The sequence below is a fragment of the Bacillus sp. RC51 genome (assembly GCF_044908115.1).
GTDB lineage: Bacteria > Bacillota > Bacilli > Bacillales > Bacillaceae_G > Bacillus_A > Bacillus_A mycoides.
This window is the reverse complement of record NZ_JBIYCW010000001.1, coordinates 1-15,918: the sequence shown is the minus strand read 5'-3', so window position 1 is coordinate 15,918 and position 15,918 is coordinate 1. Positions and strand designations below refer to the sequence as shown.

General features: G+C 37.4%; 16 protein-coding genes and 1 other annotated feature. Of the genes, 3 read left to right on the top strand and 13 right to left on the bottom strand.

Annotated features, from left to right (window positions below; genetic code table 11):
• Positions 1–3: 3 nt before the first annotated feature.
• The 10 genes from hisG to ilvE form a co-directional block, all read right to left on the bottom strand.
• The gene (hisG, locus tag ABH959_RS00080; protein ID WP_033708301.1) at positions 4–639 is read right to left on the bottom strand and encodes an ATP phosphoribosyltransferase; all 636 of its coding nucleotides are present in this window, start codon (positions 637–639) and stop codon (positions 4–6) included.
• Positions 615–1,877 carry an ATP phosphoribosyltransferase regulatory subunit gene (locus tag ABH959_RS00075; protein WP_002064441.1) on the bottom strand — a complete coding sequence of 421 codons (1,263 nt, stop codon included), beginning with the start codon at positions 1,875–1,877 and terminating at the stop codon, positions 615–617. Before ABH959_RS00075 ends, hisG begins: the two co-directional genes overlap by 25 nt.
• A gap of 308 nt (positions 1,878–2,185) precedes the next feature.
• Positions 2,186–2,767 carry a 3-isopropylmalate dehydratase small subunit gene (gene leuD / locus ABH959_RS00070; protein ID WP_113937007.1) on the bottom strand — a complete coding sequence of 194 codons (582 nt, stop codon included), beginning with the start codon at positions 2,765–2,767 and terminating at the stop codon, positions 2,186–2,188.
• Positions 2,745–4,139 carry a 3-isopropylmalate dehydratase large subunit gene (leuC, locus tag ABH959_RS00065; RefSeq protein ID WP_002011716.1) on the bottom strand — a complete coding sequence of 465 codons (1,395 nt, stop codon included), beginning with the start codon at positions 4,137–4,139 and terminating at the stop codon, positions 2,745–2,747. The genes leuD and leuC overlap by 23 nt, the downstream gene beginning before the upstream one ends.
• Positions 4,139–5,203 carry a 3-isopropylmalate dehydrogenase gene (gene leuB, locus ABH959_RS00060; RefSeq protein ID WP_113937006.1) on the bottom strand — a complete coding sequence of 355 codons (1,065 nt, stop codon included), beginning with the start codon at positions 5,201–5,203 and terminating at the stop codon, positions 4,139–4,141. The genes leuC and leuB overlap by 1 nt, the downstream gene beginning before the upstream one ends.
• Before the next feature lie 78 nt (positions 5,204–5,281).
• Positions 5,282–6,802, bottom strand: coding sequence for a 2-isopropylmalate synthase (leuA, locus tag ABH959_RS00055; protein WP_219301795.1), 1,521 nt, complete (start codon positions 6,800–6,802; stop codon positions 5,282–5,284).
• A gap of 1 nt (position 6,803) precedes the next feature.
• Positions 6,804–7,820, bottom strand: coding sequence for a ketol-acid reductoisomerase (ilvC, locus tag ABH959_RS00050; protein WP_404492148.1), 1,017 nt, complete (start codon positions 7,818–7,820; stop codon positions 6,804–6,806).
• 21 nt (positions 7,821–7,841) lie between these two features.
• The gene (gene ilvN, locus ABH959_RS00045) at positions 7,842–8,351 is read right to left on the bottom strand and encodes an acetolactate synthase small subunit (RefSeq protein ID WP_269481053.1); all 510 of its coding nucleotides are present in this window, start codon (positions 8,349–8,351) and stop codon (positions 7,842–7,844) included.
• The gene (gene ilvB, locus ABH959_RS00040; protein ID WP_016093002.1) at positions 8,348–10,048 is read right to left on the bottom strand and encodes an acetolactate synthase large subunit; all 1,701 of its coding nucleotides are present in this window, start codon (positions 10,046–10,048) and stop codon (positions 8,348–8,350) included. The genes ilvN and ilvB overlap by 4 nt, the downstream gene beginning before the upstream one ends.
• A 73-nt stretch (positions 10,049–10,121) precedes the next feature.
• Positions 10,122–10,350, bottom strand: a binding site (T-box leader).
• Positions 10,351–10,365: 15 nt separating this feature from the next.
• Positions 10,366–11,262: a branched-chain-amino-acid transaminase gene (ilvE, locus tag ABH959_RS00035; protein WP_002011723.1), complete on the bottom strand. Its 897-nt coding sequence runs from the start codon at positions 11,260–11,262 to the stop codon at positions 10,366–10,368.
• A gap of 415 nt (positions 11,263–11,677) precedes the next feature.
• Between ilvE and ABH959_RS00030 the strand changes: the two genes are divergently transcribed.
• A complete protein-coding gene (locus ABH959_RS00030; RefSeq protein WP_002011724.1) occupies positions 11,678–11,917 on the top strand; it encodes a DUF3911 family protein in 240 nt (79 codons plus the stop codon).
• A gap of 86 nt (positions 11,918–12,003) precedes the next feature.
• Positions 12,004–12,243, top strand: a complete 240-nt coding sequence (locus tag ABH959_RS00025; protein ID WP_002011725.1) for a YkuS family protein — start codon at positions 12,004–12,006, stop codon at positions 12,241–12,243.
• A 428-nt stretch (positions 12,244–12,671) separates the two neighbouring features.
• Here the strand turns inward: ABH959_RS00025 and ABH959_RS00020 are convergent, their stop codons facing one another.
• Both ABH959_RS00020 and ytfJ read right to left on the bottom strand, forming a co-directional pair.
• Entirely contained in the window at positions 12,672–12,761 is a 90-nt protein-coding gene (locus ABH959_RS00020) for a hypothetical protein (protein WP_000608225.1), read from the bottom strand.
• 108 nt (positions 12,762–12,869) lie between these two features.
• On the bottom strand, positions 12,870–13,277 hold the full coding sequence (gene ytfJ, locus ABH959_RS00015) for a GerW family sporulation protein (RefSeq protein WP_002030645.1): 408 nt from the start codon (positions 13,275–13,277) through the stop codon (positions 12,870–12,872).
• Positions 13,278–13,584: 307 nt separating this feature from the next.
• Between ytfJ and ABH959_RS00010 the strand changes: the two genes are divergently transcribed.
• A complete protein-coding gene (locus tag ABH959_RS00010) occupies positions 13,585–13,959 on the top strand; it encodes an imidazole glycerol phosphate synthase (protein WP_080515469.1) in 375 nt (124 codons plus the stop codon).
• A 34-nt stretch (positions 13,960–13,993) separates the two neighbouring features.
• Here ABH959_RS00010 and ABH959_RS00005 read toward each other — a convergent pair whose 3' ends face one another.
• Positions 13,994–15,337: a TrkH family potassium uptake protein gene (locus ABH959_RS00005; RefSeq protein WP_002011730.1), complete on the bottom strand. Its 1,344-nt coding sequence runs from the start codon at positions 15,335–15,337 to the stop codon at positions 13,994–13,996.
• Between the last annotated feature and the right edge of the window lie 581 nt (positions 15,338–15,918).

Genomic DNA, 15,918 nt, shown 5'->3' with positions numbered 1-15,918 from the left:
CCCCTATTTCCCTGACAAAATTTCTTGTTCCATCATATTTATAATGCAGAATATTTCGTCTTTTTTAGTTTTCAGTGCAGCCTTATTCACAATCATTCGAGCTGATATAGAGCACATTTCCTCAAATACAATTAACCCGTTTTCTTGTAATGTTTTTCCTGTTTCAACAATATCAACAATTGCATCTGCCAAACCTAGAAGTGGAGCAATCTCTACAGATCCTTCTATTTTAATAATTTCTACATCCTCCCCTTTATCATGAAAATATGTAGAAGTAATGTGCGGATATTTCGTAGCAATTCGTTTTTTTCGATAACTCTTCGGATTATACGTAGGAATAGAAGCGACACAAAATTTACACACGCCCACTCCTAAATCGACCATCTCATATATATCTTTCTCAAATTCCATTAATATATCTTTTCCAACGACTCCAATATCAGCTACGCCATGTTCTACATAAGTAGCAACATCTACCGCTTTCACTAAAATAAATGAAATGTTTGTGTTTTTACTTTTAAACACAAGTTTTCTTCCTTTATCTTTGAGCTCCGAACAATCAATTCCAATTTTTTCAAACAGTGGAATAACATGCTTTTCTAATCTTCCTTTCGTTAACGCAATTTGAATGTTACGCATGAAGCCTCCCCTTCTTTCTGGATGATCCATTTCTCTCTCCATACATATTCCACTAGTGACTCACTCTTCGCCTCAACGACTGTCATTATTTTATTCTTGTTTGCAAATTGAAAAGTATCGTTTAAATTAGAGAATAAAGATAACTGGGCATTCTTCCCGTCCTTTTGAAGTAAATTTCGTAACCTTTCCGCTTCTGCTAATCTATTTAACTCATAATGAATCATAATATCTATTCTCTTTCGTTTATATGGTTCTTGCTGCTCTTGAAGTGCCTTAACTATTTGATTTACTTGCACCGCGAGCCCAACCGCTGGCATCATCTCTCCAAAATTTCCAATTAACTCATCATATCTTCCGCCACTAACAATCTCTTCTCCAATTTCATATATATACCCTTTGAAAATAACACCCGTATAATAATCCAAATGTTGAACCATACCTAAATCAATTGATATGTAAGAGCCATATCCTAACTGTTCAATTGTTTCATATATTTCTTTCACTCTCGCAATGGCCATTTTCATTTCATTACTTGAGGCGAGTTTTTCTGCTTCCTCAACAACATCTAAACTCCCGAATAACCTTGGTAGTTTCTCAAGTAACCTTACTGTTTCATCACACCGATTTAATTTCTTTTCTTCTATAAAGTGTGAGAGTCCAGCATAATTTTTACTTTCAATATACGTTCTAAGTAACTTCTCTTCTTCATCATTAATGGGGAGCTTTTTTACGATACATTTATATAACTGCACTTGCCCAATCTCAATTGTGAAAGATTGCACCTTTAATTTTTGAAGTGCTTGAATTACGCTTATCACACATTCAATTTCAGCCCTTACATTTTCAATCCCGATAATTTCAATACCACTTTGCACTATTTCATTATATTTCCCAGTAAGGGACTCATTCGCCCGAAATACATTCCCGCTATAAGTTACTTTAAGAGGAATATCCCCTCTCTGTGTTCCAATTACTCTTGCTAAAGGAATTGTCATATCTGGGCGTAAAACGATAATCCGTCCTTTTTCATCGAAAAATTTATACATCTTTTCTTCATCTATCGGCCTGTTTTGAAATGCAAAAACATCATAAAATTCAATTGTAGGTGTCCTTATTTCTTCATAACCTCTCTCTAAAAAGGTCCGTCTTAATTTTTGTTCCACTTCTTCAATTAACGTACATTCTTCGAATAAGTAATCTCTCGTTCCATTCGGATTTGCCCGTTTCCACTTTGTCATCTCATTTCACACACCTTTCCCTCTTTAATTTATGCCCATTCGATCCACCCAAACCGAAAATAAAAAGAGCCTTGTAGACAAAATACCTACAAGGCTCTTTAGTAGAGTGTAGGTACAACGGGAATAACCCTTGTGCCTACACGTTTTCACGTTAGGTTCAAGGGTTTCATGTATGATGATGTAGTTGTGTAAGCATTTTTATAGATTGCACGATATTCATAATACTTACTCCCTTTCTCCTCTGATTTTCACATAGTATATAACAGTTAATTCTGAATGTAAATACATTTTTAATATTCCGTTATTTCTTAATATAAGGCTATTTCTCTTTCATACTCTCCAATTTCTCGTTCGTATTGCATCGTAATGCTGATTTCATCTAGACCATTTAATAATTTTTCTTTCCACATTTTCTCGATTGTAAAATGAAACCTGTGCGTATTCGTAATAATTACTTCATTCTCTAAATCAACTTCCATTTGATCTCTCGCATTCGTTTTGGCAAGTTGTTCACGCATCTCTTTATCCATTACAATCGGTAACATACCATTCTTCATACAATTCATATAAAAAATATCTGCAAATCCTCCGGCGATAATAACGCGGAAACCATAATCCGCAAGCGCCCACGGAGCATGTTCTCTTGAAGAACCACATCCAAAATTATCACCTGTAATTAATATACTTGCTCCTTTTCGTTCTTGTGCATTAAGGGGGAAATTAGGATTTTCATGGCGCTCATTATCGTAACGCCACTCATCAAATAAATATTTTCCAAATCCCGTCCTTTCAATTCTCTTCAAATATTGCTTCGGGATAATTTGATCTGTATCAATGTTATCATTCATAAGTACTGCGGCAGTACCTTTATGAATATGAAATGGTTCCATCGTAACTCTCCTTTCTAATATCAACAAAATGACCATATAACGCAGCTGCTGCAGCCATAGCTGGACTTACCAAATGTGTTCGTGCTCCTTTCCCTTGCCTTCCTTCAAAATTACGATTTGAAGTAGAAGCACAATGTTCTCCTTCAGGTACTTGATCTGGATTCATCCCAAGACACATTGAACATCCAGGCTCTCTCCATTCAAATCCCGCTTCTTCAAATATGCGATGTAAGCCTTTTTGCATCGCCCGCTCTCTCACACTTTTTGATCCTGGTACAACGAGTGCTCGCACACCTTCTTTTACCTTTTTCCCTTTTACAACAGATGCAGCAATTTCTAAGTCAGATAAACGTGAATTTGTACAAGAACCAATGAAGACATGCTTAACAGGAATTTCAAACGTACTTTGCCCAGGGCTCAATCCCATATATGAAAATGCTCTTTCATCATTTTCGTTATGCTTCTCTGGTAATTTTTCATCAATAGGAACACCCATACTAGGATTTGTTCCCCAAGTGACATACGGTGCTAAATCCGTAACATCTACCGAAATATGTAAATCATAAATTGCATCTGAATCTGTATAAAGCTCCGACCATTTTCCCGTAAACGTTTCATAGTCTTTCGGTGCATATTCACGCCCTTTTACATAAGAAAATGTTTTCTCATCTGGTGCAATGATGCCAGCTTTCGCTCCCCCTTCAATTGCCATATTGCAAAGTGTCATTCTCTCTTCCATACCCATATCACGAATCGTCTCTCCGTAGAATTCCATTACATGACCCGTTCCAACCGCTACACCGTACTTTGAGAGAAGATGCAAAATTATATCCTTTGCATAAACGCCTTTCGGTAACTTTCCTTTTAATTCAATCCCCATCGCTTTCGGTTTTCGTTGCCACAACGTTTGAGTTGCTAATACATGTTCTACTTCACTCGTACCAATACCAAACGCTAAAGCACCGAAAGCACCGTGGGTTGCTGTATGGCTATCACCACATACAATCGTTTTCCCCGGTTGTGTGAGCCCAAGCTCTGGTCCTATAACGTGAACGATTCCTTGCTCTTCATCACCAATATCGGCTAATCGCACCTTAAATTGTTTACAATTGTCACGAAGTGTATCCAATTGCTGCTTCGCAATGCGATCGGTAATATTCCAAACATCTTTCGTTGGAATATTATGATCCATCGTTGCAAACGTTAATTCCGGTCTCCGAACAGTTCGATTTGCAAGCCGCAAGCCTTCAAAGGCTTGCGGTGACGTTACTTCATGAACGAGATGAAGATCGATATATAATAAATCCAATCCATTTTCATTCGTTACAACTACATGTCTCTCCCAAAGCTTATCTAGTAACCTTTTCCCCATTATCTTCCTCTCCCTACTAGTGCCTGCTCTTCCATTTCTTGAATAACTGCCCTCGTAAATGAAGTTGTCGTCTCATTCCCCCCAATATCAGCTGTACATTTCCCAGATTGAAGAACTGCAGAAATTGCCTCTTCAATCGCATACCCTTCTCTCGTTAATCCAAATGATTGCCCAAGCATCATCGCTACTGAACGCATCATCGCAATTGGATTCGCTTTATTTTTACCTGCAATATCTGGCGCTGATCCATGAATAGGCTCATATAAAGACGGCCCGTTTTCCGCATGGCTCGCTGATGGAAGCATTCCTAATGACCCTGCTAATACAGAAGCCTCGTCGCTCAAAATATCACCAAATAAATTTTCTGTTACGATAACGTCAAATCTCCTTGGGTTTCGAATTAACTCCATAGCAGCTGCATCTACTAAAATGTGCTCTAATTCAACATTAGGATAACGAAGAGCTACTTCTTCTGTAACAGATCTCCACAATTTACTAGATTCTAAAACATTCGCTTTATCAATAGAGGTTACTTTTTTCTCTCTCTTACTCGCTAATTGAAAAGCATACGACACGATACGTTCAATTTCATGACGATGGTACGTAAGTGTATCAGTTGCCGATTCTTCCGTTCTTTCTTTCGGATAAGAGAAATAAATACCGCCTGTTAGTTCACGAACGACAACGAAGTCAATTTCATCTGCGTTTTTTAATGGCGATAAATGTGCAGTTGCGCTTTCTACTGTTACAGGGCGAACGTTTGCAAATACACCAAGTCCTTTTCTTAAAGCTAATAATCCTTTCTCTGGCCTTTCTTTCGCATCATCCCACCGCGGTCCACCAACCGCTCCAAGTAAAACCGCATCACTTGCTAAACAAGCGGCAAGTGTTCGCTGTGGTAATGGTTGCCCATTTAAATCGATAGCCGCTCCGCCAAAGTACTCATCTTGTAAATGAAAGTGATGTCCATATAGCCTCTCTACCATATGCAATACTTCCTTCGCGCTTTCCATAATTTCCGGACCAACACCATCACCCGCTAAACAAACGATACGTTTTTCCAATTAAAACACTCCTTTTTATCTGAATTTTCAGAAATATATTTTGATAAGTAAGGGACGATCCCCTCACTTATCAAACAGTTACTTCACAAGAGTAATAAAAGATTTTAATTTTCCGGCCGCATGAACATACGCTCTCGCCGATGCTTCTAATACGTCTTGCGCAACACCAAAACCTGATACTTGATGAGTTCCTTCTTTTAATTCAACATGAACATGTGCAAGTGCATCTTGACCTTGCGTTATAGATTGTATGCGATAATCCGCTAAGTCACATTCTAATCCTAAAATTCTTTGAATTGCATTATAGATCGCTTCAATACTTCCAGAACCAGTTGCTGCATCTTCGTACATATTTCCTTCCTCATCTTTTAGTACAACCGTTGCACACTGTGTACTATTTGATACGAAATGTACTTGCAATTGAGTAATGCTATATTGCTGGGCCGCAAATGCTGCTTCACCAAGCATAAGCGCACGTAAATCTTCTTCTGTAATTTCTTTTTTACGGTCAGCCAAGTTTTTAAATGCTTCAAACACCACATCTCGTTCTTCTTTTGTAAACTCATAACCAAGTTCTTTCATTTTTTCAGTAAACGCATGGCGCCCGGAATGCTTTCCTAATACAAATAGATTTTGTGACTCTCCAATCAGCGATGGTTCAATAATTTCATACGTCGTTACTTCTTTTAATACACCGTCTTGATGAATACCTGATTCGTGAGCAAAAGCGTTTGCTCCAACAATTGCCTTATTTTTCGGTACAACCATACCCGTTAACCGACTTACTAACGTACTCGTCGCTTTAATTTCTTTTAATGTCATAGAGGATTCTGCTTCATAGAAATCTTTTCTAATATGGAGAGCAACCGCGACTTCTTCTAGCGCCGCATTTCCTGCTCTTTCTCCAATTCCGTTAATGGTTCCTTCTACTTGTAACGCTCCGCCTTCAACCGCTGCTAACGAGTTCGCTACTGCCATTCCAAGATCATCGTGGCAATGACAAGAAAAAATTGCTTTTTCATAAGAAGGAACGGATTCTTGTAAGTATTTAAAAAGAGAATAGTATTCTTCAGGATTCGTATATCCAACTGTATCAGGAATATTGATTACATTCGCTCCTGCGCGAATCGCGACTTCTACTGCTTCAGCTAAAAATGCTCTCGATGTTCTTGTTGCATCTTCTGCTGAAAATTGAACTGTTGGAAATAGTGATTTCCCGAGTGTAACCGAGCGATGAATGCTATCTAATACATCTTCTTTTGACATACAAAGCTTATATTTCATATGAATGTCACTCGTAGCTAAAAATACGTGTAATCGAGGAGAGACAGCACCTTTCACTGCGTCATAGGCTCTTCGAATATCACTTTCTTTCGCTCTAGCTAAACTCATAACCGTAGCATTTTGAATGGTATTTGCGATACGTTTTACCGATTGAAAATCACCTTCAGAAGCTGCTGCGAATCCAGCTTCCATTACATTAATACCAAGTCTCTCTAGTTGCCTCGCAATCTGTAATTTCTCTTGTTCATTTAAATTAACTCCTGGTGATTGTTCGCCATCACGTAGCGTCGTATCCATGAACAAAATTTGCTTCATATTATTTGACCCCTGCCTTTACTCGCGGCTGTACAAACGGCATCATTTCACGTAATTTACGTCCAACTACTTCGATTTCATGTTCATTTTCTTTTTCATTTGTCGCATGGAAATTTGGTTTTCCTGCTTTATGCTCTGCGATCCAGCCTCTTGCAAATGTACCATCTTGAATTTCTGTTAGCACTGCACCCATCGCTTTCTTCGTATCTTCCGTTACAACGCGTGGTCCTGATACGAAGTCGCCCCACTGCGCTGTATCTGAAACTGAATATCTCATATTTTCAAGTCCGCCTTCATACATAAGGTCAACGATTAGTTTTAGTTCATGTAAACATTCAAAATATGCAACTTCCGGTTGATAACCAGCATCAACTAACGTTTCAAACCCAGCTTTTACTAGTGCAGTCACTCCGCCGCAAAGTACAGCTTGCTCTCCAAATAAATCTGTTTCTGTTTCTTCTTTAAACGTTGTTTCTAATACACCTGCTCTCGTCGCCCCAATTCCATCTGCATATGAAAGTGCCTTTTCAGTCGCAACTCCTGTTGCATCTTGATATACTGCAAATAATGCAGGAACAGCTCCCCCTTCCGCAAACGTACGACGTACTAGATGTCCTGGACCTTTCGGTGCTACTAGAAATACATCTACATTAGCTGGCGGTTTTACTTGATCAAAGTGAACATTAAATCCATGCGCGAAAACGAGAGAATTGCCGCCTTGTAAGTTTGGTGCAATTTCAGCTTCATATACTTCCGGCTGTAATTCATCAGGTAGTAGAATCATTACTACATCTGCTTTTTCTGCTGCTTCCGCTACTGTATATACAGAAAAACCGTCTTCTTTCGCCTTATCCCATGACTTCCCTTTCCTCAGTCCTACTACCACATCAAATCCGTTATCACGTAAGTTTTGCGCATGCGCATGGCCTTGCGATCCATATCCGATGATTGCTACTTTCTTTTCCTTTAATACATTTACCGTTACGTCTTTTTCATAATAAACTTTCGCCATTTTCATTTCCCCCTATTTTTTAAATAATTATTGAATTAACATAACTTGTTTATCTTGTTTTTTCATACTACGTGTAAATGCTGTTACACCTGTTCTAGCAATTTCTTTCAAACCATATGGACGAAGTAATTCAATTAACGCTTCTACTTTCTCCTGGGTACCTGTTACTTGCACCACTATGGAATCCTTCCCAACGTCTATTACAGCGGCTCGGAACGGTTCAATTAAACTATATAATTCTGCTCTTGCTACAGACGTTGCTACTTTAATAAGTGCAAGTTCTCTAGCAATCATCGCTTCTTCTGTAATATCTGATACTTTCAGTACATCGATTTGCTTATGAAGTTGTTTAATTAACTGCTCAACTTGCTGTTCATTTTCAACGTGTACAACAATCGTCATTCTCGAAATATTCGATGATTCCGTATGACCTACTGAAATACTTTCAATATTAAAATGTCTACGTGTCATAACACCTGTAATTCGATTTAACACACCGCTTTGATTTCGAACTGTCGCTGTTACAATTCTCTTCACCTTTTCTCCACTCCCTCCATTTGATGAACGCCTTTTCCTGGGGCAACCATCGGCATTACCTTTTCGGATTGAAGTACGCGGCAATCAATTACAACAGGCTCTCTTAACTCAATTGCATACTGTAATTGTTGCTTTGCAAGAAGTGGGTCTTCAATACGAACACCTTTTATGCCATAAGCATTGGCAAGCGCAACAAAATCTGGTTGGCATGAAAGTAAGGAGTGCGAATATCGCCCATTATAAAATTCCTCTTGCCATTGTCTTACCATCCCTAAAGCTTCATTATTTAAAATAAAAACTTTAACTGGTAAAGAATGCTCTTTTAACACACTAAGTTCTTGCAAGGTCATTTGAAATCCAGCATCACCGACAATTGCAATAACTAGTTCTTCAGGCTTTGCGATTTGTGCACCTATTGCTGCTGGAAACCCGAAGCCCATTGTTCCCAACCCCCCAGAGGTTACCCATCTATCTGGGTTTTTCAGCGGATAATATTGAGCTGCCCACATTTGATGTTGCCCAACATCTGTCGTTACAATCGCTTCTCCTTTCGTAATTTCGTATAGCATATCAATTGCATATTGAGGTTTAATACGCTCTGCATGTTCTTTGTAAGAAAGAGGGTATTTTTCTTTTCTACTATTCAATAACGAAAGCCAATCATTGTGATGTACTTCCCCTTCTTTAAAAGTAAGTAGAGCCTCTAATGCTTGCTTTGCACTCGCAACAATAGGGATTTCAGTCGGCACATTTTTCCCAATTTCCGCTGGATCAATATCTATATGTGCGACAATCGCTTCTTTAGCAAAATAAGCTAAATTCCCAGTAAGACGATCATCAAACCTTGCACCTATATTAATAAGTAAGTCACATTCATATAACGCCATATTTGCGGTGTATGAACCGTGCATTCCTCCCATCCCTAGAAATAGTTCATCATCTGGTGGAAACCCACCAAGACCAAGTAATGTATGAACAACTGGAATATGATATTTGCGAGCAAAACTTGTTAATTCTTTCGATGCTTTCGCATGCAATACACCTGCTCCAGCTAAAATTAATGGCTTTTTTGAGACCTCAATCGCTTGTAATAATTTGTTTATTTGTAGTAGATTCGGTTCATAATTAGGCTGGTATCCTGGTAAATCCATTTGTACGTCGCTACATCGCTCACCTTGCTCTACTACCATATCTTTCGGAAGGTCAATTACGACTGGGCCCGGTCTTCCTGTTCTAGCGATATGAAATGCTTCTTTAATAATTCGGGGTAAATCCGATGCTTTTCGCACTTGATAATTATGTTTTGTCACCGGCATCGTAAGTCCCATAATATCTGCTTCTTGAAAAGCATCACTTCCGATTAACGTTGTTGCTACTTGCCCTGTAAATACAACAAGTGGCAATGAATCAATCATCGCGTCAGCTAGACCAGTAATAACATTTGTAGCACCCGGTCCACTTGTTGCAATTACCACTCCTGGATTTCCTGTAATTCTTGCATATCCTTCAGCAGCATGAATTGCACCTTGCTCATGCCTCGTTAAAATATGCGGAATTTCACAATCATAAAGCGCATCATATAGAGGTAAAACCGCACCACCTGGATAACCAAAAATCACCTCTACTCCTTCCTTTTCTAGCGCTTCTAACAATAGCTGTGCACCAGTTGCCAGTTTCTCTTCCGTTTTTGAAGACATTTTTCTTATAAGCCCCCTTTTTTAAAACATTTATAAAATAAAAAAATCCTACGTCCACACTCCAGCTATGTGCTGAAGGGACGAAAGATTTCGCGGTACCACCCTTCTTTGCAAGATTACTCTTGCCTCAGTGACTCGGGATATGAGTCTAGCTAATAACGGAGCTACCGTCTAAGCCTAAACAAACGTTTCAGCTTAGCACTCAAGGGTGATGTTCGTCGACGTGAACCATCGGTTTCCAGCAACCACCGACTCTCTGTGAGGCTTCACAGTCAACTACTCCTCCCTATCAACGCTTTATCATGTCATAAGAGCTATTATCCAACTTTATTTTCTTCGTAAATTTTCTCTCCATCTTCTACAACTAATTTACGGAATTCTTCTAATAAACGATTCGTATGTGGCCCTGTTCTACCTAAACCAATCGTTCTTCCATCTACTGTCGTAACAGCAATTACTTCAGCAGCTGTTCCTGTTAAAAACACTTCATCAGCTACATATACATCATGCCTTGTAAATAATTCTTCTCTTACGTCATATCCAAGTTTTTCGCCGATTTCTAAAATCGCGTTTCGTGTAATACCTTCTAACGCTCCAGCAGAACTTGGTGGTGTAATTAATTTATTTCCCTTCACAATAAATACATTATCTCCAGAGCCTTCAGCTACATATCCTTGGTCATTTAACATAAGTGCTTCTTGTACTCCAGCTAATTTCGCCTCAATGCGAACTAAAATATTATTTAAGTAATTTAAAGATTTTACTTGAGGCGATAAAACATCCGGGCGATTGCGACGCGTTGCAACTGTTATAATCGGAATCCCTTTTTCATAATATTCTTGTGGAAATAAAGATAATTGCTCTGCAATTACTACTACATTTGGTTTCGTACAAGAATCGGGATCTAATCCCAAGTTCCCAGGTCCTCTTGATACAACGAGGCGGATATATCCATTAGATAGTTTGTTTTGTCGAATCGTTTCAACAACGATTTTCGTTGCTTCTTCTAACGTATATGGAATCTCTAACATGATGGATTTCGCTGATTCATATAACCGGACAAGATGCTCTCTCAAACGGAAAACATTACCGCTATATACCCTAATTCCTTCGAACACTCCATCGCCATATAAATAGCCATGATCATATACTGAAACCTTTGCTTCGTCTTTTGGAACAAATTCTCCATTTAAGAAAATCCACTGCTCGTTCACTTGAAAGCGCCCCCTATGTTCTATGAGTTTTTTATTGTTTCCTAGTCTACTCTCCTTTTCAAATAAATCAAGTGAATTTTTAGAAAATTTTTAATTTTTAATCGTACGTACATCTTTGTTTATATTGATTTAATAACATTGTTAACGTTTACAAAAAGTCAAAAAAATTTTTTCGTCAAATTCTACTAAAAAAATATTTGTTTAAAAGAAGGGTTTTCGCCAATTGATACGAATCTATTGTATTCAATAAACGGACGTCCGATTTTATAAATCCGGGAATATACAACGACTTTTGGTGAAAAAGGGGGAAAATAACAAAAATAACGCTGTCTAAAAATAACATTCATATTTTTCATTTAGTAATCATAATCCTATTTTTAAAAAACAATTTGTCAAATTGAAGGAGGAAATAACAATGGCGTGTGTACAAATTAAAGGAACGAGACAAGAGGTAGTAGAAATGCTACAACTATTTGATCTAATGGATACGAAAGGATTTTGTAAATTCGATAATTACGTTGAAGTAGAACCAAATAGTAGGAAACATAACAACTACACAGCTTCAATCGATATTCAGTCTAATAACAGTTCAGCACAAGATACATTAAATGATCAATTCGTTAGTCAAATGCTTACTGGTGTATATAACGACTAAACAAATATTCTCTTCCTACCATCTTTTCATAAATATATGCTATGGACTTGGGCATACTAGCAACTAGATGGTAGGAGGTGAAAATTATGGCTAGAATTGGTGTTGAGAACTCTTTAACAGATGTTCAACAAGCTCTTCAGCAACAAGGACATGAAGTCGTTTCACTTAACTCTGAAAATGATGCACATGGGTGTGATTGTTGCGTTGTAACCGGGCAAGATTCTAATATGATGGGCATTGCAGATACATCGATAAAAGGATCTGTAATTAAAGCACATGGTTTAACAACAGATGAAATTTGTCAGCAAGTTGAAAACCGCACTTAATCATTTTTATCACATTATTTGTGAGCTAACATGTAAAGGGAATAGAATGGTCCCACTGATTATAGTTTCAATTTATTTATAGAAAGAGGGCTCCTTTTCAAAAGGAGCCCTCTTTTTTATATTCACCTAACGGGAAAGTAACATATACTGGATGAAAGCCCTACCTCTCTCTCATCATTACGGTTCCACTGACCGCTCCTTGATTCACTAGTATACATATAAAGCTTACATATACAATTTATAGGGTTTGTTCACAAAAGTTGTTGGTAAGACTACCCGATCTTTCGCAAACTTTTCGTATTATATTCATAAGATTTATTTACTTTACACTAGCTTTAACCGAGACACGAATTAAAATTTTAACACCATTACAATAACTTGTCAACAATTTTTACAAATTAAAAACAGACATTAACGGTTTGTCTGTTTTAGAATGGAGCTTTTTCTTTTATTACATATACAACAAAACCGCTTACTAACATACATAAGCCAACTACTAAGTTTTTGATATTAATCATAAATTCCTCTCCCTTATTCCACACATCATATATATTTACAGTTCAATTATTCCGATCGTCATAAAGCGCACTTTTTCTAATATATCATAATTCCTAAAAAATGCAAGTTCACTTTTGGCGACCATTCACAAATTTATCCACAGTGCTTGGCACAGTATTTAACGCTTTTTCAATTAAATGTGTACTACTATTGAGATGCAACACTTGCACACCGTTAGAACCAACTACTAAAAAAGCAACTGGGCTAATAGAAACCCCAGCCCCGCTTCCGCCTCCGAATGGATGACTTTGCTTGTTCTCTTTATGCTGCCCTTGTCCGCCGTTATGTTTTTCAGAAATAAAATCACCTTTAAAGTCACTTCCACCAGCTCCAAAACCAAAAGCCACTTGAGATACTGTTAATACTACATTTCCGTCAGCTGTTGAAACCGGACTTCCAACAATCGTATTTACATCTACCATCTCTTTTAAATTTGTCATTGCTGTTTTCATTAAATTTTCAATTGGATGTTCCATTATGTACTACACCCTTTCCTCATTATTCTTTTTTATACTTTCCAAAATAGAGGAAGTCATACTAAGTTTTCCTATTTTGAAAAAACATTTTCCACTTTCCAATTGGATATTACTCTCTGTACAAGTTCGGATAAAGTGAAACTTTAATCAGTGGAGGTTTTGTTCATCCCCCACTGATTATTAGCCCACACCAATCGGACGTTTACGGGCAGCAGGGCTCCAGCCAAATTTTGAGGTGGGAGTCTTACTGCTCGCAAATAGCGGGATAAAAACAGTAAAGAGAAACATACTACTATTGAACCTTGTTATGAAAGGAGTCCTTACTTTGACTGAGAAATTTGATGAATATAAAAAAAGAGATCGAATAGATAGTGATTATAAAGAAGAATACGCAGCTGAAGTTGCACCACAGCATATCGATTATGATGATAAAGATAACGATGATGTAAGATCGTCTGCAGCTGGATCGACTGCTGGTTTCATTGCTCTTGCCTTAGCAATATTATCATTATTCACATTCCCAACACTATTTGGTCTTGTGTCTGTTCTACTTGGTATTTACGCTTATAATCGCGGGGCTACTGTAACTGGCGGTACCGCTGCCATTGTGGGTGGTATCGCTGCACTCATTGCGATTTTATTCCGAGTGGCGCTTATTGGTTTATTGTTCTCTCTTTTTTAAAAAGAAAAAGGTATCTCGCTTTATGCGGGATACCTTATCCTGTAAATACATCTTCTGATGGATATTTAATTTTTTGTTTTGCTGGTCGTGCCAAAGAGAACACAAGTGTTAACGGTCCGATTAATCCACAAAACATAACAAACATAATAATACATTTTCCAAACGCCGATAGCTTCGCAGTAATTCCCATTGTTAACCCTACTGTACCAAACGCTGAAATTGTCTCAAATAATAACTGAATAAAACTAAAGTCTTCTGTAAGCATTAATACAAATACCGCTGTAAAAATAAGTATTTGACTAGCAACGACAATTGCTAACGCTCTCGTTACTGTCGACATTTTAATCGTACGCTGAAATAAAACAAAATCCTCTTTCTTTCTAAAGAAAGAAAGAACTGATGTAATTAAAATAACGAATGTCGTTAACTTAATTCCACCGCCTGTCGATACACTTCCCGCACCAATAAACATTAATACCATTGTAAATAGTATCGATGACTCTTCCATCCCCCCATAATCTACCGTGTTAAAACCAGCTGTACGAGGTGTAATTCCTTGGAAGAACGAAGCCCATAATTTTTCATTTAAAGATAAGTGCCCCAAAGTCTTCACATTATTATATTCCAATACAAAAATCACAATCATCGCAATAACATTAAGTGCTATCGTTCCAACAATCATAATTTTGGAGTGCAGTGATAATTTTCGGAAACTACGGCTATACCATATATCAATTAATACCGTAAAACCTAACCCTCCTATTATAATTAAAGAACAAATCCCAATATTAATAATAGGATCTCCTACATATCTTGTTAAATTATCTGGCCAAAGCGCAAAGCCGGCATTATTATATGACGCAATAACGTGAAAAATACTATAGTATAAACCTTTTCCAAAACCAAACTCTGGAATAAAGCGAATCGATAAAAAGATAACTCCAATTAGCTCAATACAAATAGAAAAAATAAAAACACGTTTTACTAATTTCACAAGACCACCAATATTTGTTTGATTAAATGCTTCTCCAATTAATAATCGGTGGCGTAAACCAATTTTTTTCCCTAATACCCAAACAATTAAAATGGCTATCGTCATAAGACCGAGACCACCCGTTTGAATTAAAAACATAATAACAATTTCACCAAACATCGTAAACGTACTCGCAGTATCTACAACACCTAAACCAGTTACAGTCGCCGCCGACGTAGCTGTAAAGAAAGCATCTACCCAACTAATATGTACTTTCGTTGCAAACGGTAACTTTAATAACAATCCTCCGACCACAATTAAACAAAAAAAGCCTAATGCTAAAATTTGTGGTGGATTCAATCGTATAAAACGATTATACAACCCTTGTTTTTTTGCTACTTCCATATCACTAACTCCCTTTATCAAGTGAAGCTTTTATCCCCTCATAAATAAAGACTCTTTAAGAGCCTACAAGTAGCGGGATAAACCTTATATTCTCATAATATAGTTGAGCATAATCCTTTTTTTCATAGATTTCAACTTTTATTTATATTCAGACTCCTATCGTTTTACAAAAGAATATTTTCTATTATATCTCCACTTATACTATAACTCTTACAACAACTATTTTATCCCTTTTCAAATTCCCATATCTTTCACTCCATGTTCACACGAGGGTCACATCCACCTTTTATAGTATATGTATCGAAGCTGTTCCTCCCTAATTTATAAGACATTCCCCAGTGTCTTTGAATAGCTTCCATCCCTAATTAAATTGACATAAATTGTCCCCTTTCCTTGACCATCCTATATGTGATGGTCTTATTTTTTTATTCTTTCTATCTTTTATTTGAAACTCCCTCTCTCTTTCACTCCATGTTCACACGAGGATCACATCCACCTTTTATAGTATATGTATCGAAGCTGTTCCTCCCTAATTTATAAGACATTCCCCAGTGTCTTTGAATAGCTTCCATCCCTAATTA